Annotated in this window: 20 protein-coding genes; 17 read left to right on the forward strand and 3 right to left on the reverse strand. The window is 68.9% G+C overall.

All coding sequences use genetic code 11. The features are described 5' to 3' along the window. Window positions 1-54 precede the first annotated feature (54 nt). From BM286_RS08695 to BM286_RS08765, 15 genes are all read left to right on the forward strand, one after another. Window positions 55-789 (forward strand): hypothetical protein, encoded by a 735-nt coding sequence (locus BM286_RS08695; protein WP_092921162.1) that lies wholly within the window; start codon window positions 55-57, stop codon window positions 787-789. A 96-nt stretch (window positions 790-885) separates the two neighbouring features. After that, entirely contained in the window at window positions 886-2,058 is a 1,173-nt protein-coding gene (locus BM286_RS08700; RefSeq protein WP_092921163.1) for a 5-(carboxyamino)imidazole ribonucleotide synthase, read from the forward strand. A 453-nt stretch (window positions 2,059-2,511) separates the two neighbouring features. After that, entirely contained in the window at window positions 2,512-3,120 is a 609-nt protein-coding gene (gene purE, locus BM286_RS08705; RefSeq protein ID WP_092921164.1) for a 5-(carboxyamino)imidazole ribonucleotide mutase, read from the forward strand. A 665-nt stretch (window positions 3,121-3,785) separates the two neighbouring features. After that, on the forward strand, window positions 3,786-4,202 hold the full coding sequence (locus BM286_RS08710) for an NADH-quinone oxidoreductase subunit A (RefSeq protein ID WP_004596397.1): 417 nt from the start codon (window positions 3,786-3,788) through the stop codon (window positions 4,200-4,202). Then, window positions 4,202-4,900 (forward strand): NADH-quinone oxidoreductase subunit B, encoded by a 699-nt coding sequence (locus BM286_RS08715; RefSeq protein WP_006629677.1) that lies wholly within the window; start codon window positions 4,202-4,204, stop codon window positions 4,898-4,900. Before BM286_RS08710 ends, BM286_RS08715 begins: the two co-directional genes overlap by 1 nt. Continuing rightward, complete coding sequence (locus BM286_RS08720) at window positions 4,897-6,561, forward strand: NADH-quinone oxidoreductase subunit D (protein ID WP_092921165.1); 1,665 nt, start codon at window positions 4,897-4,899, stop codon at window positions 6,559-6,561. The genes BM286_RS08715 and BM286_RS08720 overlap by 4 nt, the downstream gene beginning before the upstream one ends. Beyond that, window positions 6,561-7,634 (forward strand): complex I subunit 1/NuoH family protein, encoded by a 1,074-nt coding sequence (locus tag BM286_RS08725; protein ID WP_092921166.1) that lies wholly within the window; start codon window positions 6,561-6,563, stop codon window positions 7,632-7,634. The genes BM286_RS08720 and BM286_RS08725 overlap by 1 nt, the downstream gene beginning before the upstream one ends. Window position 7,635: 1 nt before the next feature. Beyond that, complete coding sequence (locus BM286_RS08730) at window positions 7,636-8,097, forward strand: NuoI/complex I 23 kDa subunit family protein (RefSeq protein WP_004596401.1); 462 nt, start codon at window positions 7,636-7,638, stop codon at window positions 8,095-8,097. Between the two features lie 49 nt (window positions 8,098-8,146). Beyond that, window positions 8,147-8,413: an NADH-quinone oxidoreductase subunit J gene (locus tag BM286_RS08735; protein ID WP_008440357.1), complete on the forward strand. Its 267-nt coding sequence runs from the start codon at window positions 8,147-8,149 to the stop codon at window positions 8,411-8,413. After that, window positions 8,410-8,769, forward strand: a complete 360-nt coding sequence (locus tag BM286_RS08740; protein WP_092921167.1) for a hypothetical protein — start codon at window positions 8,410-8,412, stop codon at window positions 8,767-8,769. The genes BM286_RS08735 and BM286_RS08740 overlap by 4 nt, the downstream gene beginning before the upstream one ends. Then, a complete protein-coding gene (gene nuoK, locus BM286_RS08745; protein ID WP_092921168.1) occupies window positions 8,766-9,086 on the forward strand; it encodes an NADH-quinone oxidoreductase subunit NuoK in 321 nt (106 codons plus the stop codon). Before BM286_RS08740 ends, nuoK begins: the two co-directional genes overlap by 4 nt. A 1-nt stretch (window position 9,087) precedes the next feature. Continuing rightward, a complete protein-coding gene (gene nuoL, locus BM286_RS08750; RefSeq protein WP_092921169.1) occupies window positions 9,088-11,136 on the forward strand; it encodes an NADH-quinone oxidoreductase subunit L in 2,049 nt (682 codons plus the stop codon). A 14-nt stretch (window positions 11,137-11,150) separates the two neighbouring features. Continuing rightward, window positions 11,151-12,665: a complex I subunit 4 family protein gene (locus BM286_RS08755; protein WP_092921382.1), complete on the forward strand. Its 1,515-nt coding sequence runs from the start codon at window positions 11,151-11,153 to the stop codon at window positions 12,663-12,665. Next, on the forward strand, window positions 12,658-14,160 hold the full coding sequence (locus BM286_RS08760; RefSeq protein ID WP_092921170.1) for an NADH-quinone oxidoreductase subunit N: 1,503 nt from the start codon (window positions 12,658-12,660) through the stop codon (window positions 14,158-14,160). The genes BM286_RS08755 and BM286_RS08760 overlap by 8 nt, the downstream gene beginning before the upstream one ends. Window positions 14,161-14,298: 138 nt before the next feature. Continuing rightward, window positions 14,299-14,589 carry a hypothetical protein gene (locus BM286_RS08765; RefSeq protein ID WP_092921384.1) on the forward strand — a complete coding sequence of 97 codons (291 nt, stop codon included), beginning with the start codon at window positions 14,299-14,301 and terminating at the stop codon, window positions 14,587-14,589. 15 nt (window positions 14,590-14,604) lie between these two features. Here the strand turns inward: BM286_RS08765 and BM286_RS08770 are convergent, their stop codons facing one another. From BM286_RS08770 to BM286_RS08780, 3 genes are read right to left on the reverse strand one after another with little or no spacing between them, the layout of a single operon-like run. Next, window positions 14,605-14,835, reverse strand: coding sequence for an H/ACA ribonucleoprotein complex subunit GAR1 (locus tag BM286_RS08770; RefSeq protein WP_092921387.1), 231 nt, complete (start codon window positions 14,833-14,835; stop codon window positions 14,605-14,607). Window positions 14,836-14,837: 2 nt separating this feature from the next. Beyond that, complete coding sequence (gene srp19 / locus BM286_RS08775; RefSeq protein ID WP_092921171.1) at window positions 14,838-15,116, reverse strand: signal recognition particle subunit SRP19; 279 nt, start codon at window positions 15,114-15,116, stop codon at window positions 14,838-14,840. A 59-nt stretch (window positions 15,117-15,175) separates the two neighbouring features. Then, entirely contained in the window at window positions 15,176-17,140 is a 1,965-nt protein-coding gene (locus BM286_RS08780) for a PAS domain-containing sensor histidine kinase (protein WP_092921172.1), read from the reverse strand. A gap of 274 nt (window positions 17,141-17,414) precedes the next feature. On the opposite strand from BM286_RS08780, the gene alaS reads away from it, so the two are divergent. Together alaS and BM286_RS08790 are read left to right on the forward strand one after the other, a co-directional pair. Next, a complete protein-coding gene (alaS, locus tag BM286_RS08785; RefSeq protein ID WP_092921173.1) occupies window positions 17,415-20,195 on the forward strand; it encodes an alanine--tRNA ligase in 2,781 nt (926 codons plus the stop codon). A gap of 21 nt (window positions 20,196-20,216) precedes the next feature. Then, entirely contained in the window at window positions 20,217-21,020 is an 804-nt protein-coding gene (locus BM286_RS08790) for an alpha/beta fold hydrolase (RefSeq protein WP_092921174.1), read from the forward strand. Window positions 21,021-21,031 lie beyond the last annotated feature (11 nt).

The following is a 21,031-nucleotide window of genomic DNA, read 5'->3' on the forward strand; positions in this document are numbered from 1 at the left end:
AACGCGCGGACGCCGACCCGAACGGATTAAGCGCGTGGCGCGCCCAGTAGATCCGTGACGACGCAGGCAGAACTCGGGATCGACGTCGACGTTCGCGACGCCGCGGCCGTCGCGGAGCGCCGCGACGAGCTCGTCGCCGCCGTGCGCGACCACGCGGGACGGATCGCGTATCAGCTCGCCAAGCTCCAGGGGGGCGACTACGGCCGCGAGAGCCTCTCGACGCCCGGCGGCGAGTGGACGGTGAAACACGAGGCGGGCGAGCTGGAGTTCCTGTTGTTCTCTCCGAACTCGGGGTCGGACACGTACGTGATCTCGACGAAGCAGCCGCCGGAGCCGGCGGCGCTGTCGAGCGCGCTCGACGACTACGCGGCGTTCGTTGCGGCGTGGAACGATCACGTCGCGTCGCTTTCGGGCGTCCTCGACGGCGTGAGCGCGGAGTTTCCCGAGCCCGCGACAACCGACGGCGTGGTGGCCGAGCGCGACCGGGTCCTCGACGAGATCCGCGACACCTGCGCGCTCATCGCCGGCGAGGTCCACCGGTACGAGAGCGACGACTACGGGACGTTCACGGCCCGCGTCGAGGGCGATCGCTGGGAGCTAAAATACGACGAGGGGGAGGTTTCGTACCTCCGAATCGGCGGGTCCGGCGGTCTCTACCTCCTCTCGCAGTACGAGTCTCCGTCCGCGGCCGACGTTCGAGAGTACGCCGACCGGTTCCGCGGGTTCGTCGAGGCGTACAACGAGTTCGTCGACGAACTCGAAAGCGATCTCCGGCGCGTCTCCGTCTGAGTCGGCGGGGTCCGGTCTCCGATTGATCCGTGTACGTGCGTATTCGTCACCGCCTTTGGTAATACTTATTCACCGGTGTCCAGTACCGACGCCCACATGTCGATCACCCTTCCGGGGCCGACGCTCGGCGTCGTCGGCGGCGGACAGCTGGGCCGAATGATGGCCGAGGCCGCCGCGCCGCTCGGCGTCGACCTCGTCGTGCTGGACCCGACGCCCGACTGCCCGGCGGCGCCGGTCGCGACCGATCAGATCGTCGGCGGCTTCGACGACGCGGACGCGATCGACGAGCTCGCGGCCCGCGTCGACGCCCTGACCTTCGAGATCGAACTCGCGGACCCGGACCGCCTCGCGGCCGCGAGCGAGGAACACGGGGTGCCGGTCCACCCGGACCCGGCCACGCTGGAGACGATACAGGACAAGCTGGTCCAGAAGGAGGCGCTCGCGGACGCCGGGATCCCCGTCCCGGAGTTCGTCGCGGTCGCGACCGCCGAGGGGCTCGAACGCGTCGTCGAGGAGTTCGGCGGCGTGATGCTGAAGGCCCGCGAGGGCGGCTACGACGGGCGCGGGAACGTCCCGGTCGAGACGCCCGACGAGGCGGCCCCCGCGCTCGACGCGGTCGGCGGCGCCGCGATGGCCGAGGAGTTCCTCGACTTCGAGCGCGAGATCGCCGTGATGGGGCTCAAGGGCGCCGACGGCGAGACGCGGACCTACCCCGTCACGGAGACGGTCCACCGCGAGGAGATCCTCCGCGAGAGCGTCAGTCCGGCGCGCGCCGGCGACGCGGTCGTCGCCGAGGCGGAGTCGGTCGCCCGCGACGTACTGGAGGTCCTCGACGGCCGCGGGGTCTACGGGATCGAGCTGTTCGAGACGAAGGGGGGCGAGGTGCTGGTCAACGAGATCGCGCCGCGCCCGCACAACTCCGGCCACTGGACGATCGAGGGCGCGCGCACGTCGCAGTTCGAGAACCACGTCCGCGCCGTCCTCGGGTGGCCGCTCGGCCCGACCGACCTCGTCGCGCCCGCGGTCACCGCGAACGTGCTCGGTGACATCGAGGAGACCCAGCCCGCCACGCTCAGGAACGTCGAGTCGACCCTCGACGCGCCCGACGCCGACCTCCACTGGTACGGCAAGGACGACGTGTACCCGCTCCGGAAGATGGGCCACCTGACGGTGACCGAGGCGGTCGGTGACCCCGAAGACGCCGACCGCGACGCGCTGCTCTCGCAGGCGCGGGAGCTCCGGGACGGGCTGACGTTCCGAGACGCGTAGATTTCCGGGGCAACGGCGACGACTGTTTATAAACGAACTGCGGTGGCGCGTGCCTGCGAGCGGCCGCCCTCGGCGGCCGCGAGTCAGCACGCGCGAGGGAGTCGCTGGCGGCCAGAGCGGAGCGAAGGCCGCCAGCGACGAGGCTGGGGAGGTGTGAGGTTGCGGTGCGGTCGCGGTCGGGTGGGGCTCAAAAGGGCAGTCGCGAGGACGAAGACGCGCGACGTAAGCACTGGAGGGAGTGAGCGAAGCGAACGACCGAAGCGCGCAACGAGCGCATCGAGTCCTCGCGGCTGGGGCTTTGGCGGTGTTCGCTACCGATCCGCTGTCAGTTATTTATAAGTGAGCAGCCAGGGCTTCGGCGACGTCGACCGCGACGGCAACCGCGGCTACCCACTGGTTCGCGCAGTCGCCGCATCCGGGAGTTCCTTGTAGCCCTCCGCCGAACTTCCGTCTATGATCACGGTGGACGACCTGATCGACCGGCTCGAATCGGAGGCGGCGGCCGACGCGGACCCGGCGACCACCCCCGACGTGGGGATCATCATGGGGTCGGACTCGGACCTCCCCGTCATGGAGGACGCCTACGACGCGCTCGACGACCTCGGCTTCGCGGAGCAGACCGACTTCGCCGAGGCGCCGGACGCGCGGTTCACCTACGAGAGCTACGTCGTCTCCGCGCACCGGACGCCGGAGCTGATGTACGCGTACGGGGAGACGGCGACGGACCGGGGCCTCGACGTGATAATCGCCGGCGCGGGCGGGAAGTCGGCGGACCTCCCGAACATGACCGCCTCGGTCGCGCACCCGGTGCCCGTGATCGGCGTGCCGGTTCAGGAGAAGTCGGTCGACTCCGTCATCGGGATGCCGACCGGGGCGCCCATCGTCGCCGTCGACGCCGGGAAGTCGTACAACGCCGCGCTGTCGGCCGCACAGGTGCTCGCGCGCGAACACGACGCGATCGAGGAGCGCTTGGTCGAACTCCACGACGAGCAGAAGGCTGGCGTCGCCGACGTCTCCGCCGATCTTCACGATCTGGGTCTCGACGGGTTCCGCGACCGATAAGCAACTGCCGACGTGGTAACTGCGTATGAATTCTCAGACACTCGTTTATAAGCGGCTGCGTACGGAACCGCGGAAGAGGCTTCCAAAGCCCGAGCCGCTCGTTTATAAGTAGTCGACACCGGATCGGCGGCGAACGCCTCCAAAGCCCCAGCCCCTCGGCTGTCCGACGAATTTTTTATAAACTATCGATCGACACGAACACCTCCAAAGCCCCAGTCGCGAGGACTCGGTGCGCTCGCTGCGGTCCTCGTCACTCGTTTCACTCGTTCCTGCGGTCCTTGCGTCGCGCGCCGTCGTCCTCGCGACTGCCCTTTTGAGTCCCGCCTCGAACCGCCACGCACAGCACCTCACGCCTCCCCAGCCTCGTCGGTCGCCGTCGCTTCGCTCGGCGACCGACTCCCTCGCGCGTGCGACATCGCGCCCTGCGGGCGCTCGTCGGCACGCGCCGACCGCACCGGCGCTCACTTATAAACAAACTCCGTACCGCGCACCCCCGAATCGGTGCGCTTCCGTCGACTCGCCCTCCGATCCGGATCGACGGTTGCCGGTCACTTCGCCGGCGCTTCCACCGCGAACGGCCGATACCGGCCCGCACGCCCGCGGACGCACAAGACTCAACGCTTATGAGGGGGCGGTCCAAACCCCAGCACGTTACGGAGACCTATATGAGCGATTGGATAGCGATTGGCGCCTTGGCGGTCGTCGGCCTGCTCATCCCGATAGCGATGATGACAGTGTCGGCGTTGCTCCGTCCGAGCGTGCCTGAGACCGGTAAAAGTACCACCTACGAGTCCGGCGAGACCCCGACGGGCGGGACGCGGATCCGGTTCAACATCCAGTACTACATGGTCGCGCTGTTGTTCGTCGTGTTCGACATCGAGACCGTGTTGCTGTTCCCGTGGGCGGTCATCTACCGCCCGGCCGTCCAGGCCGGCGTGCCGATGGCCGACCTGCTGTGGCCGATGTTGGCGTTCGTCGGAATCCTCGCGGTCGGACTCGTCTGGGCGTGGCGGTCGGGGGCGATCAGCTGGGCCCGCAGCCCCCGCGCGACCAGCAGAAAGACGACGGAGGACATCAACTAATGAGCAGCGATCAACCGTTTATCACCGACGAATCGCAGGTCGTAACCGAGACCAGAGACGCCCGGATGACCGGGCAGGGGGACCGGTTCAACTCCCGGCTCCGGGAGGCGTTCGGCTCCTCGCCGTTCATCCTCACCAAGTTCGACAAGTTCCTGAACTGGTGTCGGGGCTCCTCGATGTTCATGCTGCAGTTCGGCATCGCCTGCTGTAGCATCGAGATGATGCACACCTACGCGGTGAAACACGACCTCGACCGGTTCGGGAGCGGGGTCCCTCGCGCCTCCCCGCGGCAGGCCGACGTGATGATCGTCCCCGGGACGATCGTCTCGAAGTTCGCCCCGCGGATGAAGCGCGTCTACGACCAGATGCCCGAGCCGAAGTTCGTCGTCGGCATGGGCTCGTGTACCATCTCCGGTGGCCCGTTTCAGGAGGGGTACAACGTGATCAAAGGCGCCGAGGAGGTCATCCCGATCGACATCCACGTCCCCGGCTGTCCGCCCCGCCCCGAGGCGCTCGTGTACGGCGTCGTGAAGCTACAAGAGCGCGTCGCCAACGGCGAGGCAGCGCCCGTCACCGTCAAGCCGTACGAGCTAGAGGAGTTCTCGGACCTCGAACGCGACGAACTCGTCGACAAGCTGACCGACCAGATCGACGACGACGAGCTCGTCATGCGGTACAACTTCGCTGATTCGCCATGAGCCTCGAACGACCGGACACCGCCGACGACGCGGCGATCGAGCGCACCCCCGACGAGCTGGAGGCGCTGCTCGGCGACCTCGTCGTCGGCCGCGACGACCACCTGAACGCGCCCGCCTTCGTCATCCGCCCGGACACCGTTCAGGAGACGCTTCGGACCCTGAAAGAGCAGGCGGGATACGACCACCTCTCGGTCGTCTCCGCACAGGAGTACGAGAACCGCTACGAGTCGATCTACCACCTGAAGAAGTACGACGACCCGACCCAGGAGGTCAGCGTCGTCGTCCCCGCCGACAAGGACGACCCCGTCTCCGAGTCGGCCGAGCCCGTCTTCCGCACGGCCGACTGGCACGAGCGGGAGGCGTACGACCTGATCGGGATCGAGTACGACGACCACCCCGACCTGCGCCGGATCCTGCTGCCGGAGACCTGGCAGGGCCACCCCCTGTCGATGGACTACGACAAGGACCGGCCGCAGATCGCCACGCTGCCGGAGCACGCCAACCCGCTCGAGGACCACCACAAGGACGCGGAGTCCGACACGATGTTCCTCAACATCGGGCCGCACCACCCGGCGACCCACGGCGTCCTCCACCTGAAGACGGTCCTCGACGGCGAGCAGGTCGCCGACGTCGAGCCCGACATCGGCTACCTCCACCGCAGCGAGGAGCAGATGGCCCAGTCCGGCACGTACCGCCACCAGATCATGCCGTACCCGGACCGCTGGGACTACATCTCGGCGGGCCTGCTCAACGAGTGGGCGTACGCCCGCGCGGCCGAGGACCTCGCGGACATCGAGGTGCCCGAGTACGCACAGGTGATCCGCACGATGGGCGCGGAGATGTGCCGGATCGCCGCGCACATGCTCGCCTTGGCGACGTTCGCGCTCGACGTGAACGGCGACTTCACGGCGACGTTCATGTACGCCATCAACGACCGCGAGCGCGTCCAGGACCTGCTGGAGGACCTGACGGGTCAGCGGCTGATGTTCAATTACTTCCGGCTCGGCGGCGTCGTCTGGGACCTGCCCGAGCCCCGCGAGGAGTTCTTCTCGAACACCCGCGACTTCCTCGACCAGCTCCCGGAGTCGATCGAGGAGTACCACAACCTGATCACCTCGAACGAGGTGTTCCAGATGCGGACGATCGACACCGGAATCCTCCCGCCGGAGGTCGCGAAGAACTACGGCGCGACCGGCCCAGTCGCCCGCGGCTCCGGCGTCGACTACGACCTCCGCCGCGACGACCCGTACGGCTACTACGACGAGCTCGACTGGGACGTCGTGACCGAGGACGGCTGCGACAACTTCAGCCGCCTGCTCGTCCGGATGCGCGAGGTCGAGGAGTCGGCGAAGATCATCGAGCAGTGCGTCGACCTGCTGGAGGACTGGCCGGAGGACGAGCGGACGATCCAGGCGAACGTGCCACGCACGCTGCGCCCGGACGACGACACCGAGATCTACCGCGCCGTCGAGGGCGCGAAGGGCGAGCTCGGCATCTACATCCGGTCGGACGGGACGGACAAGCCGGCCCGCTTCAAGATCCGGTCGCCGTGCTTCTCGAACCTCCAGACCCTGCCGGAGATGGCGAACGGGGAGTACATCCCCGACGTCATCGCCGCGCTCGGTAGCCTCGACATCGTGCTCGGGGAGGTGGACCGCTGATGGCCGCGGCGCCCGCGCAGCTGTTCCCCGAGTTCATCGTCGACACGCTCGGGCTCGACAGCGTCATCGGCGAGGTCGCGGCCTCGCTGGTCGCCGCGTTCGTCGTCGGGAACATCATCCTCGCGTTCACGGGCGTCGCGGGCCCGTGGGCGAAGCGGAAGATCACGGCCGCGTTCACCGACCGGATCGCGGTCAACCGGATCGGCCCGTACGGCCTGCTCATCATCCCGGCGGCCGCGGTCCAGCTCCTCGCGAAGGAGCTCATCATCCCCGAGGGCGTCGACCGCCCCTCGTGGGACATCGCCCCGGTCCTCCTGCCGGCCTCGGCGCTTCTGGGCTTCTCCGTCATCCCGATGGGGCAGCTGGGACCGATCAACCTCCACCTCGCGGACCCGGAGGTCGGGTTCGCGCTGGTGTTCGCGTTCGCGTCGATCGCGTCCGTCTCGCTGGTGATGGCCGGCTACGCGTCGAACAACAAGTACTCGCTGCTCGGCGGCCTCCGCGCCGTCGCGCAGAACCTCGCGTACGAGATCCCGCTCATCGTCACGGCGATGTCGGTCGTGATCTTCGCCGGGACGCTCCAGATGAGCGGCGTCGTCGGCGCGCAGACGGAGACGCTGGTGACGATCGCCGGAGTCTCGATCCCGTCGTGGTACGCGTTCGTGAACCCGTTCGCGTTCGTGTTGTTCCTCACGGCGAACATGGCCGAGATCGGGCGGAACCCGTTCGACATCCCCGAGGCGCCGACGGAGATCGTCGCGGGGTACCAGACGGAGTACTCCTCGGCGTACTTCGTCCTCTTCTACCTCGGGGAGTTCGTCCATATCTTCCTCGGCGGAGCGATCCTCGCCGTGACGTTCCTCGGCGGCGCCTCCGGACCGGGCCCGGAGAGCATCAGCTTCATCTGGTTCGTGGTGAAGATCTGGGGCTTCTTCCTGTTCACGCAGTGGGCCCGCGCCGCGCTGCCGCGCGTCCGCATCGATCAGCTGATCGAGATCGGCTGGAAGGGAATGCTGGTGCTGTCGTTCGCGAACCTGGTGCTCACGGCCGTAATCGTGGGGGTGATCGCCTGATATGATCGGACTCATGAAATCCATGGCGACGACGATGAAACACGCGCTTGACGGGTCGACGTTCACGGTGGAATACCCGGAGGACGCGCCCGAGGTGAGCCCGCGGTTCCGCGGGGTCCACAAGTTCAGCCAGGAGCGGTGTATCTGGTGTCGGCAGTGCGAGAACGTCTGTCCGAACGACACGATCCAGATCGTTCAGGACGACCAGCGCAACGGCGAGCAGTACAACCTCCACATCGGGCAGTGTATCTACTGCCGGCTCTGCGAGGAGGTCTGCCCCGTCGACGCCATCCTGCTGACCCAGAACTTCGAGTTCACCGCGGACACGAAAGACGACTTCGTGTTCAACAAAGAACAGCTCAAGAACGTCCCGTGGTACAAGGGGATCGACCCGCTGGAGTCCCGCAACCCAGATCGCGGCGCGTGGATCGGGGAGGGCGACGGCGAGGTCGACTACCAGTAGCGGGCACGTCTCGAAATCTTCAAAGGGGTTCTCATAGGAGACAAACACAATGGTTTATGCTACTATCGCGTTCGGGCTGTTCGCCGCGGTCACGCTGGCGTTCGCCCTCGGGGTCGTCCTGGCGCGCGACGTGTTCCACGCCGCGCTGCTTCTGGGCGGAGCCCTCACGAGCGTCGCGGTACACTACGTGATGCTGCGGGCGGAGTTCATCGCCGCCATGCAGATCCTCGTCTACGTGGGCGGGGTCCTCATCTTAGTCACGTTCGCCGTGATGCTCACGCGATCGGACACGGAAACGGAGGTGAGTAGCGCGTGAGCAACGACGAGAGCCGCGGCTCCCGGATCGCGCCCGCGATCGCCGTGGGCGCGCTGTTCGCGGTGTTGGCCGCGACGGTCAACGGGGCGACGTTCGGCTTCGAAGCGGTCGGCTTCCCGGCGGACGCCTCGATCGTCCACAACCTCGGGTACGCCCTCTTCAACCTCGGCGCGTACGACGTCGCGACCGTCCCCGCGGAGGGGTTCCTCGCGGCGTTCCTGATCGCCGCGGTCGCGCTCGACGTCGCGGTCGACGGCGCCGTTTACCTCGCGAAACGCGAGGAGGACGGCTCGGTCATCGCGGCGGTCGGAGGGGCGTTCACCGACGGCGGCCGCGACGGGGGTGACCGGCGGTGACCGCCGTCGCGTCCACGATCCCGCCGTCGTGGTACCTGCTGTTGGCGTCGGCCGTGTTCTGTGTCGGGCTGTTCGGCGTACTGACGCGGCGGAGCGCGCTGTACTTCCTCATGAGCGTCGAGCTCATGATGAACGCGGCCAACATCAACTTCGTCGCGTTCGCGCTGTACTACGGCGACCTCACGGGGCAGGTGTTCGCGCTGTTCGTTATCGCGCTCGCCGCCGCCGAGGTCGCGATCGGCATCGGCATCATACTCGTGTTATACCGCAACTTCGGCACGACCGACGTGACTGTCCCCGCGGAGATGAGGTGGTAAAATGGTGAACGCATTCGCATACGTTCCGGCGATCGTACTCCTCCCGTTCTTCTCGTTCCTGGTCGCGCTCGGCGCGGGCAGGTACCTCCCGAAGGGAGGCGCCTTCGGCGGTATCGCGGCGACGGCGGGATCGTTCCTGCTGTCGATATGGGTCGCGGCGACCGTCGCGGGCGGGCAGGCGTACAACGAGACGCTGTACTACTGGGCGAGCGAGGGCGGCGCGGGGATCGGTCCGACGGACATCGAGCTGTCTTTCGGCGTCCTGATCGACCCGCTGTCGGCGCTCATGCTCGTTATCGTGACGCTCGTCGCCCTGCTCGTACACGTGTTCTCGCTCGGCTACATGAACGACGAGGGCGAGACGGGGCTGCCGCGCTACTACGCCGGACTCGGCCTCTTCACGGCGTCGATGCTCGGCTTCGTCGTCGCCGACAACCTGCTGATGGCGTTCATGTTCTTCGAGCTGGTCGGGCTCTGCTCGTACCTGCTCATCGGCTTCCACTTCCGGGAGCCCGGGCCGCCGTCGGCCGCGAAGAAGGCGTTCCTCGTCACGCGCTTCGGGGACTACTTCTTCCTCGTCGGCGTCGTCGCGGTGTTCGCCACCTTCGGCACGGCGCAGTTCGCCGGCCCCGAGTCGTTCCCGGCGCTCGCGGACGCGGCGCTCAACGGCTCCGGCTCGGTCGCGTGGACGCCCGGCGGCCTTGACCTCGGGACGTGGCTGACGGTCGTCGGCCTGCTCGTCCTCGGCGGCGTCGTCGGCAAGTCCGCGCAGTTCCCGCTTCACACGTGGCTTCCCGACGCGATGGAGGGCCCGACGCCCGTCTCCGCGCTCATCCACGCCGCGACGATGGTCGCGGCCGGCGTCTACCTCGTCGCGCGGATGTACGGCTTCTACGTGCTGACGCCGACGACGATGGCGGTCATCGCCTTCGTCGGCGGCTTCACGGCCCTGTTCGCGGCGACGATGGGCGTGGTGAAAGACGAGCTGAAGCAGGTGCTCGCGTACTCCACCATCTCGCAGTACGGCTACATGATGCTCGCGCTCGGCGCGGGCGGGTACGTGGCCGCGGTCTTCCACCTGACCACTCACGCGTTCTTCAAGGCGCTGCTGTTCCTCGGCGCCGGGTCGGTCATCATCGCGATGCACCACAACGAGGACATGTGGGACATGGGCGGGCTTAAATCGCGGCTGCCCGTCACCTACTACACCTTCCTCGCGGGCTCGCTGGCGCTCGCGGGCATCTTCCCGTTCGCCGGCTTCTGGTCGAAAGACGAGATCCTCTACGAGGCGCTCGTCCACGGCCTCAACGACCCGCTGCTGCTCGGCGGCTACCTGATGGGACTGCTCGCGGTGCCGGTCACCGCCTTCTACACCTTCCGGATGGTGTTCCTGACGTTCCACGGCGAGCCCCGGAGCGACACCGCCCGCGACCCCGAACCCGTCGGCTGGAACGTGAAGGGACCGCTGACGGTCCTCGGGTCGCTCGCGGTCGTCACCGGCCTCATCAACATGGTCCCGGTCCAGAAGGTCCTCGGCCTCGAGGGGATCGACCTGCTTCACCGCTGGCTCGACAACGAGTGGGGCGGAATTGAGGGGCTCTCCTCGCACCACTACGCCGACATCGGCCCGTACAACAGCGGGTACCTCGTCGGCGGTGAGGTCGGCACCGTCCTCGTCGGCGCGGCCGTCTCGCTCGGCCTCGCGCTGCTCGGACTCGGACTCGCCCGGCGGCTCTACGACGTGCCGTCGCCGACGGAACACACCGCCAAACTCGGCGGGGTCAAAGACGTGCTGTACAACAACTACTACCTCGACGAACTGCAGGTCTGGCTCGCGCATCGGACGGAAGACATCGCGGGCGGCGCGGACACCTTCGACCAGGGGATCATCGACGGCGTCGTGAACGGCGTCTCCTCGGTGAGCCTGACCGGCGGCGGTCGGATCCGGAAGCTCCAGTCGGGGGTCGTCTCGCAGTACGCCGCGCTGCTCACCTTCGGACTCGTCGCGCTGTTGCTCGTGCTCGGCGCGACCGGGGGGTGGTTCCTGTGATACTCGAAGCGCTCATGGCCGCCGCCTTCGTCGGCGCGCTGACGGTGTTCCTCGCGCCCGACGAGTGGGCCGGCCGGCTGGCGTTCGCGATCAGCCTGATCCCGTTCGCCGGTAGCCTCTCCCTCTGGTCCGGCTTCGAGGCCGGCGGAAACGCGCTGCTCGGCGGGGAAATCGCGTACGCGACCCGGATAGAGTGGCTCGAAGTCGGCGGTCGCAGCGTCTCGTGGTTCGTCGGGCTCGACGGGATCAGCCTCCCGCTGTTCGTGCTCACGACGTTCCTCGTGCCGCTGGCGATCCTCAGCGCGTGGACGCCCGTCGACACGCGACAGAGCCAGTTCTACGGGCTCATGCTGTTCATGGAGGCGAACCTGCTGGGCGTGTTCGCCGCGCTCGACTTCTTCCTCTGGTTCGTCTTCTGGGAGGCCGTGCTGGTCCCGATGTACTTCCTCATCGGGATCTGGGGCGGTCCGCGCCGCAAGTACGCCGCGATCAAGTTCTTCGTCTACACGAACGCGGCGTCGCTGCTGATGTTCATCGGCTTCATGAGCCTCGTGTTCGCGCTCGGCGACTCGGTGTCGTCGTTCGCGCTGCCAGAGATCGCGCAGGCGATCGCCGCGGGCGACCTGAGCGCGTGGTTCGGCATCCCGCCGGACCGGATCGCGATGGTCGCGTTCCTCGCGATGTTCCTCGGGTTCGCGGTGAAGGTCCCGATCGTGCCCTTCCACACGTGGCTGCCGGACGCGCACGTTCAGGCGCCGACCCCCGCGTCGGTGCTCCTGGCCGGCGTCCTCCTGAAGATGGGGACGTACGCGCTGCTCCGGTTCAACTTCACGATGCTGCCCGAACAGGCGTCGATCCTCGCGGTCCCGATCGCCGCGGTCGCCGTCGTCAGCGTCATCTACGGCGCGATGCTGGCGCTGGCACAGAAGGACCTCAAGCGGATCGTCGCGTACTCCTCCGTCTCGTCGATGGGGTACGTCATCCTCGGGCTTATCGTCTTCACCGAGTACGGGATCGGCGGCGCGACGTTCCAGATGGTCGCGCACGGGCTCATTTCCGGGCTGATGTTCATGGCGGTCGGCGTCATCTACAACGCCACCCACACCCGGATGGTCGGCGACATGGCCGGCATGGCCGACCGGATGCCGGTCACCGTCGGCATCCTCGTCGCCGGCGCCTTCGGCTACATGGGGCTGCCGCTGATGGCCGGCTTCGCGGGCGAGTTCTTCATCTTCGTGGGCTCGCTGTCCGCGCCGGCGCTCCCGTACGCGCCGGCCTTCACGGCGCTCGCCATGTTCGGTATCGTCATCGTCGCCGGCTACCTGCTGTCGGCGATGCAGAGCACGCTGTTCGGCCCGTTCGAACTGGAGACCGACTACGACGTCGGGCCCGCGGCGTTCCACGACGTCGCCCCGCTCGCGGTGCTTCTGGCGGCGATCATCGTGCTGGGCGTCGCGCCCGACATCTTCTTCGAGATGATCCGTGACGCCGCCCTGCCGGTCGTCGAGGGGGTGACGGTCGATGGTTAACGGTCTCCCCGCCGTGACGGCGCTGCTGCCGGCGCTGCTGTTCGCCGCCACCGGGCTCACGCTGCTGTTGGTCGACACGATCCGGCCGGACGCGCGGTCGAACACGTCGATGGCGGTCGTCGGGGCGATCGGCTCGCTCGCCGCGCTCGCGGCCAGCGTCTGGCTCACCGCGAGCGGCGCGGTGAATCCGGACTCCGGCGCGGTCCTCCTGTTCGCGGACGCGATCAAGGTGGACACGATGGCGCTGTTCTTCACCGCCATCTTCGCGTCGGTGACCGCGCTGGTGCTGGTCGCCGCGCACGACTACTTCCACGACCACGACAACCCGGCGGCGTTCTACTCGCTCGTGACGTTCGCCGCGACCGGGATGGCGATTTTGGCGGTCGCGAACTCCCTCGCCGTCGTGTTCGTCGCCTTAGAGATGGTGTCGCTGCCGTCGTACGTGCTCGTCGCGTACCTCAAGCAGAACCGCGGGAGCGTCGAGGCGGGGCTGAAGTACTTCCTCGTCGGCGCGCTCTCGTCGGCGATCTTCCTGTTCGGCATTTCGCTCGTGTACGCGGCCACCGGGTCGCTCATCCTGAGTGATATCGCGTCGGCGTCGATCGAGGGACTCACCGGCGTGCTCGGCGTCGGCATCGTGATGATGATCGGCGGCGTCGCGTTCAAGACGGCCTCCGTCCCGTTCCACTTCTGGGCGCCGGAGGCGTACGAGGGCGCGCCCGCCCCCGTGAGCGCGTTCCTCTCGTCGGCCTCGAAGGCGGCCGGGTTCGTCGTCGCGTTCCGCGTGTTCACCGAGGCGTTCCCGATCGAGATGGCGGTCGCGGCGAACATCGACTGGATGCTCGCCTTCGCGATTCTCGCGGCAGTCACGATGACGCTCGGTAACTTCGCGGCCGCGGTCCAGGAGGAGGTCAAGCGCATGCTCGCGTACTCCTCTATCGGCCACGCCGGCTACGCGCTCATCGGTGTCGCCGCGCTCACGGTCGACGGCCCCGCGAACGGCACCGTCATGGGCGCCGCGATGGCGCACCTGCTCGTCTACGGGTTCATGAACACCGGCGCGTTCCTCTTCGTCGCGATGGCGGAGCGGTGGGGCGTCGGTCGCACCTTCGCGGACTACGCGGGGCTCTGGCGGCGCGCGCCGGTCGCCTCCGTCGCGATGGCCGTGTTCATGTTCTCGCTGGCGGGGCTCCCGCCGTTCGCCGGGTTCTTCTCGAAGTACTTCCTGTTCCAGGCGGCCATCGACAACGGGTTCCTGTGGCTCGCCGGACTCGGCGCGATAAACAGCGTCGTGTCGCTGTACTACTACAGCCGGGTCGTGAAGGCGCTGTTCTTGGACGACCCCGCGTCGCCGAGCGCGCTCGACGCGATCGACGTGCGGCCGACGGCGCTGTACGCCGCGGTCGTCTTCGCGGCGGTCGCGACGGTCCTGCTCTTACCCGGCTTCGGCCCCGTCATCGAGACGGCCGAGGCGGCGGCCTCCGCGCTGTTCTAAGCGGCGCTTCCCTCCCGCTCCTTTCGCTTTCCACGCGTTCGGCACCCGCAGCGACCGCGCCGCGCTCGCGGGGTGCCGATCGGCGAGTCGCGCGCCGGCGCCCACAGATACTCGTTCGTTCGGCGCTTCGGTACCCTCGTGTCCCGGACTCGCACCTACCGGTGTCTGAACTGCCTCGACGAGACCGTCACGCGCTCGTTCGACACCTCTCACCTCTCGATGACCTGTCCGGACTGCGGGTCGTTCGAGCGGTTCGCGAACGAGTCGGTGATCGAGCGGTTCGAATCGCTGGAGGCGTCGCCGCCGGCGGAGCTCGACTGGGACCGACTGGAACGCCGGGAGAAGCTGCTTGTCGCCGAGCGGCTCGCTCGTACGGATAAGACGCTCGCGGACTTCGACGTTGTCGGCGGCGACGCGACGGAGGGGTAGCGCCGCTCGCCCGTCCTACCGCCCGTACAGCTTGCCGCCGACGAGGTCGGCGAGTCCGACGCCGTTACCGGGCGTGACGGCCACGTAAGGCCGGTCGACCGGCCCGAACACGTCGACGACGCGGCCGACCGTCGAGAGCGACTCGTCGACGACGCTCGCGCCGATCCGCGGGGGGTCCGCTCCGGCGTCGCCGCGGGCGATCGCGAGCCCGCCAGCGGTGCGGACGACGGTACCGACGCGCCGCACGGTCACTCCCGCAGGACGCCGAGGTACGCGGCGATCGCCTGGACGAGGTCGTTCTTCGCGGTGTCTTCGGTGCCCTTGACGGCCACGGAGCCGCGGGCCTCGAACTCCCGGGAGTACGTGGCGTCGCGCTCGACGACGGCGTCGTAGCCGACCTGCTGGACGGCCTTCGCGATCTCGTCGACCGTCGGCGCTTCGACCGCCAGATCCGTCGGGACGCGGCGGCCCTCCGAGCGGGACAGCTCGGCGTCGAAGTAGGCGGGGTAGACGACGTTCTCGACCATACCGGATACCCTCGCGCGCGGCGTAAGGTCGTTTCGGACCGCAGCGCGCTCGACGACCTTCAGCCCGTGCGGAACTCGAAGCGGGCCCCGCCGTCCTCGGCGGCGAGCGCGTGAGCGGTCCAGCCGTGCGCCTCGGCGATGCGCTCGCTGATGGCGAGTCCGAGCCCCGTGCCCGACTCGTCGGTCGTGAACCCGCTCTCGAACACTCGATCCCGCTCCTCCGCCGGCAGGCCGGTGCCGTCGTCTTCGACGTAGAACCCCGGCGCGGCCTCCCCGTCGTCGCGGAGCGTTCCCGCACCGACCCGGACCGAGAGCGGGTCGTCGGGGAGGTCGCGGTCGTGCTCGGCGCTGCCGTCGGGCTCCGCCTGACCGCCCGCAGAGCCGCGGTCCACGCCGGACGAAGTCCGGCCGCCCGCGGAACCGTGTTCCACGCTGTTCCGGAAGACGTTCTCGAACAGTTCGCACAGCCGCGTCCGGTTGGCGTCGAGGGTCGCGTCCGACTCGACGGTCAGCGTCGCGCTCCCCGTGTCGACGCTCTCCCAGGCTTCTCGAGCGACCTCGGACAGCGAGACGGACTCCGTCTCGCCGACAGCCCGCCCCTGTCTGGCCAGCGACAGGAGGTCGGCGACGAGCTCGTCCATCCGGTCTATCGCGTCCGCGGCCTTCGCGAGGTGGTCGACGTCGCCGGTCTCGCGCGCGAGGTCGACGTACCCCTCCGCGACCGACAGCGGGTTCCGGAGGTCGTGGGAGACGATGGACGCGAACTCGTCGAGCCGCTCGTTCTGCCGCCGGAGGGTCTCCTCTCGCTCGCGCCGGTCGGTGACGTCGGTGTAGATGGCGTAGCCCGCCGCGTTCGCCGCGTCGAGCCGGATCGGAATGACGTGGAGGATGAAGTGGCGCGGCCCCTCGGTAGTGGTCCGCGTCACCTCCTTCCGGACGTTCTCGCCGCGCCGCAGCTGATCGTTGAGCTCGCTGGCTTCCTCCCCGGAGTCGGGAGGAACGATGTAGTCGTCGATGGACTCGTCGAGCACCGTCTCGGCCTCGTAGCCGAACGTCCGCTCGAACGCGTCGTTCACCTGCCGGACGATCGGATCGCCGTCGACGTAATCGTAGGCGATCGCCGGGTCCGGGACGTTCGTGAACAGCGCGAGCAGCCGGTCGCGCTCGGTCCGGAGCGTCTCGGTGACGGCGATCCGGTCGAGCGTCTCCTCGAGGTGGGAGGCGAGCAGCTCCGCCAGCCGACGGTCGTCGCCGTCGAAGTCATCGGCGCAGTCGCCCCCGTCGGCGGCCAGCTGAAAGACCACGTCGTCGCCCACGGGGACGGTGAGAACCGTGTCGAACCGGCTCTCGGGGTTCGGATTCGGGGCGATGGAGACGTCGCCGGTCTGGACGGCCTTTCCGGCCACGCCGGTGCCGACGCGGACGCGGTCACAGTCCTCTACCGGCGTCCCGCTGGAGGCGACGACCGGCTCGACCCACTCCTCGTCGCGGACGGCGACCACGCACTGGTACTCCGGGAACACCTGCTCGGCGACCGCGACGGCCGCCCGGCACGCCTCGTCGACCGACCTGACGGCTGCGAGCTCCGTCATCCCGGCGTTGAGCTGTTCGATCCGGGAGGGAGTCCGCGTCGGCTCCGACCGGACGACGGACCGCCGGTCCCGGGCGAGCAGCCACGACACCGTCCCCGAGAGCGCCTCGAGCGACCCGGCGACCGCGTCCACGAGCGGGTCGGTCGCGACGCGGCCCGTCGGGTCGTCGACGTACGCGACCACGGCGCCGGCGCGGTCGGCCGACCGGACCCGTTCGAGGCCCGCCTCGTCGACGACGACGGTCGCGTCGGCCCCGACGAGCCGGGCCTCGTCCACTCCCCCCGGGGCGGCGGCGTGCGTCTCGACCGCGACGGTCTCGCCGCCGGCGGAGTCGCGGCGCTCGGCGCCGAGCCGCTTCCCGACGTCGTCGCCCAGCTCGGGGTCGTCGGCGAGCACGAGGACCGACGCGCGCTCGCCTAGCGCGGAAGTCACAATTATACATGTTACGCCGCGCAGAGAGTATAAATCTTCGTACCGATCGGCGAACCCCGGCGCGGTTGTCCGTTTCCGACGATCGTGGCACCCTCACGCGTCCGGGAGGCCGCCTCGACCGTCCGGGAGGCCGCCTCGGCCGTCCGGGAGACCGATCGCCGGCGCTCTCGACGAACGTCGCCGGTCGAGTCCGTCTCGCGGCGGCGAGCGACGTCGTCGCGGCCGACGAGCGACCCCGGAACCCTTTTGGAGCAACACGGGCCACGTTCGTGTAATGAGCGATCTCGAAGCGGAGTACCGTCTCGACTACTTCGAGGAGGAGGGGTTCGAGCGCAAGGAGTGCACCTCCTGCGGCGCGCACTTCTGGACCCGCGACGCCGACCGCGAACTGTGCGGCGAGCCGCCCTGCGAGGACTACAGCTTCATCGACGACCCGGGGTTCCCGGAGGCCCGATCGCTGTCGGAGATGCGCGAGGCGTTCCTCTCCTTCTTCGAAGAACACGGCCACGAGCGGATCGACCCGTACCCGGTCGCCGCGAACCGGTGGCGCGACGACGTCCTCCTGACGCAGGCGTCGATCTACGACTTCCAGCCGCTCGTCACGTCGGGACAGACCCCGCCGCCGGCGAACCCGTTGACCATCTCCCAGCCCTGTATCCGGATGCAGGACATCGACAACGTCGGCAAGACGGGTCGGCACACGATGGCGTTCGAGATGATGGCCCACCACGCGTTCAACACGCGCGAGGCGGTCGACGAAGGAGAGTACGCCTACCACGGCGAGGTGTACTGGAAAGACGAGACGGTCCGGTACTGCGACGAGCTGTTCGAGTCCCTCGGCGCCGACCTCGAGGAGATCACGTACATCGAGGACCCGTGGGTCGGCGGCGGCAACGCCGGTCCCGCCATCGAGGTCATCTACAAGGGTGCCGAGCTGGCGACGCTCGTCTTCATGTGTATGGAGCGGGACCCCGACGGCGACTACGAGATGAAAGACGGGCACACGTACTCGTTCATGGACACGTACATCGTCGACACCGGGTACGGGCTCGAACGATGGACGTGGATGAGCCAGGGGACCGCGACGGTGTACGAGGCGATCTACCCCGACGCCATCGACTTCCTGAAGGACAACGCGAGCATCGAGCGCACGGACGAGGAACGCGAGATCGTCCACCGCGCCGCGAAGCTCTCCGGCCGGCTCGACATCGACGACGTCGACGACGTGGAGGCGGCGCGCGGCGAGATAGCCGACCGGCTCGACGTCGACGTCGACCGGCTGCGCGAACTGGTCGAACCGCTCGAGTCGATCTACGCGATCGCGGACCACTCGCGGACGCTCGCGTATATGTTCGGCGACGAGATCGTCCCCTCGAACGTCGGCACGGGCTACCTCGCGCGGATGGTGTTACGCCGGATGAAGCGGCTCGTCGACGAGGTGGGCGTCGACGCGCCCCTCGACGAGCTCGTCGACATGCAGGCCGAGCGGCTCGGCTACGAGAACCGCGACACGATCCGGGAGATCGTTCGGAGCGAGGAGCGGAAGTACGAACAGACGTTAGAGCGCGGCGCCCGCAAGGTCGAACAGCTCGCCGACGAGTACGCCGGGACCGGCGAGCCGATCCCGACCGAGGAGCTGTTAGAGCTGTACGACTCCCACGGGATCCAGCCCGACATGGTCGCCGACATCGCTGACGAGCGGGGCGCGACCGTCGACGTGCCGGACGACTTCTACGCGCTCGTCGCCGACAGACACGAGGAAGGCGACGCGGCGGACGAGCGCGACGAGCGCGACGAGCGGCTCGCGGACCTCCCCGAGACCGAGAAGCTGTTCTACGACGACCAGGGACGCACGGAGTTCGAGGCGGTCGTCCTCGACGTGTTGGAGGCCGAGGAGGGGTACGACGTGGTGTTAGACCAGACGATGTTTTACCCCGAGGGCGGCGGCCAGCCGGCCGACCGGGGGCAGCTCACGGTCGGTGAGACCACCGTCGACGTTACCGACGTCCAGGAGGTCGACGGCGTCGTCCTCCATCGGGCGGACGCGGACCCCGGGAAAGGCGAGTTCGTCCGCGGACAGGTGGACGGCGACCGCCGCGACCGGCTCCGCGCGCACCACACCGCGACCCACCTCATCGGCCACGCCGCCCGCGAGGTGCTCGGCGACCACGTCCGACAGGCGGGCGCCCAGAAGGGGACGGACTCCGCGCGGCTCGACGTGCGCCACTTCGAGCGTATCACCCGGGAGGACGTGACGGCGATCGAACGCGTCGCCAACGAACTGGTTCGCGACGACGTCCGCGTCCGGCAGGAGTGGCCCGACCGCAACGAGGCGGAGGCCGAACACGGCTTCGACCTGTACCAGGGCGGCGTTCCGCCGGGAACGAACGTCCGCCTGATCCACGTCGGCGACGCCGACGTCCAGGCCTGCGCGGGCACCCACGTCGACCGGACCGGCGAGATCGGCGCCGTGAAGGTGCTGAAGACGGAGCCGGTTCAGGACGGCGTCGAGCGCATCGCCTTCGCCGCCGGGGCCGCGGCGATCGAGGCGACTCAGCGAACCGAGGACGCGCTGTACGACGCGGCCGACGTCTTAGACGTCGACCCGCTCGACGTCCCCGACACCGCCGAGCGATTCTTCGAGGAGTGGAAGGCGCGGGGGAAGGAGATCGAGTCGCTCAAAGAGGAGCTGGCGGCCGCGCGCGCCGCCGGCGGCGCCGACGCCGAGGCGGTCGAGGTCGCCGGGGCGACCGCGGTGATCCAGCGGCTCGACGGGGACGCCGACGAGCTGCGCGCGACCGCGAACGCCCACGTCGACGACGGGAAGGTCGCGGTGATCGGCAGCGGCGCGGGCGGCTCCGCGAGCTTCGTCGTCGGCGTGCCCGACGGGGTCGACGTGAACGCCGGCCAGGTGGTGTCCGAACTCGCGGCCCGCGTCGGCGGCGGGGGCGGCGGCCCGCCGGACTTCGCGCAGGGCGGGGGACCCGACGCGGACGCGCTCGACGACGCGCTCGCGGCGGCGCCGGACGTCCTTCGCAGTCTCCAAGAGGCCTAGTTCCTTCTCCGCGAGTTCGATATGCCATACGCGACCAACGCCGGCGTCGAGATCCGGTACGAGGTGGACGCGCCCGACGCGGGCCCGGACGACGAGGCGGTCGTCTTCTGCGGCGACGTGGGCCTCGGCGCCTGGCAGTTCGGCTGGCAACACGCCGCGCTGGCGGGGCCGCACACGGTGATAACGCCCGAGACGCGCGGCGTCGGGCGGTCGGACGCGCCGCCCGGTCCGTACCTGGTCGAGACGCTCGCCGCCGACCTCGACGCGGTCTGTGCCGCCGAGGGGGTCCGGAACGCCCACCTCGTGGGCTACGGCCTCGGCGGCGCGGTCGCGCTGACGGCCGCGCTCGAATCGTCGCGCCCGGCGAGTCTCGCGCTGGTGGGCACGCCGCCCGCGGGCGACGCGTACAACCCCGCCGGCGTCTGGGCCGACCCGGCCGACCCGGCCGCGGTCGAGGGGTCGCTGAACGGGCTGCTCTCGCCCGACTTCCGCGAGGCGCACCCGGACGCGCTCTCACGGATCGCGGAGTGGCGCCTCGCGGAGGACGCCGACCGGGAGGCGTACGAGGCGCACCGCGCGGCGGTCGAGGCGTTCGACCTGACCGACGACCTCTTCGAGGTCACGACGCCGGCCTTGGTCGTCCACGGGACCGGCGACACGGCCTGTCCCGTCACGGCCGGCGAGACGCTCGCGGAGGGGCTCCCGCGCGGCGAGTTCCACGCCGTCGAGGGCGCTCGGCACCTCGTCGGGGTCGAGGCGTCGGCGGCGGTCAACGACCTGCTCACGGGCTGGCTCGCGGAGCACGCGACCGCGACGTTCGAATAGCCGGCCGGTTC

The sequence above is a fragment of the Halorubrum sodomense genome (assembly GCF_900111935.1).
GTDB lineage: Archaea > Halobacteriota > Halobacteria > Halobacteriales > Haloferacaceae > Halorubrum > Halorubrum sodomense.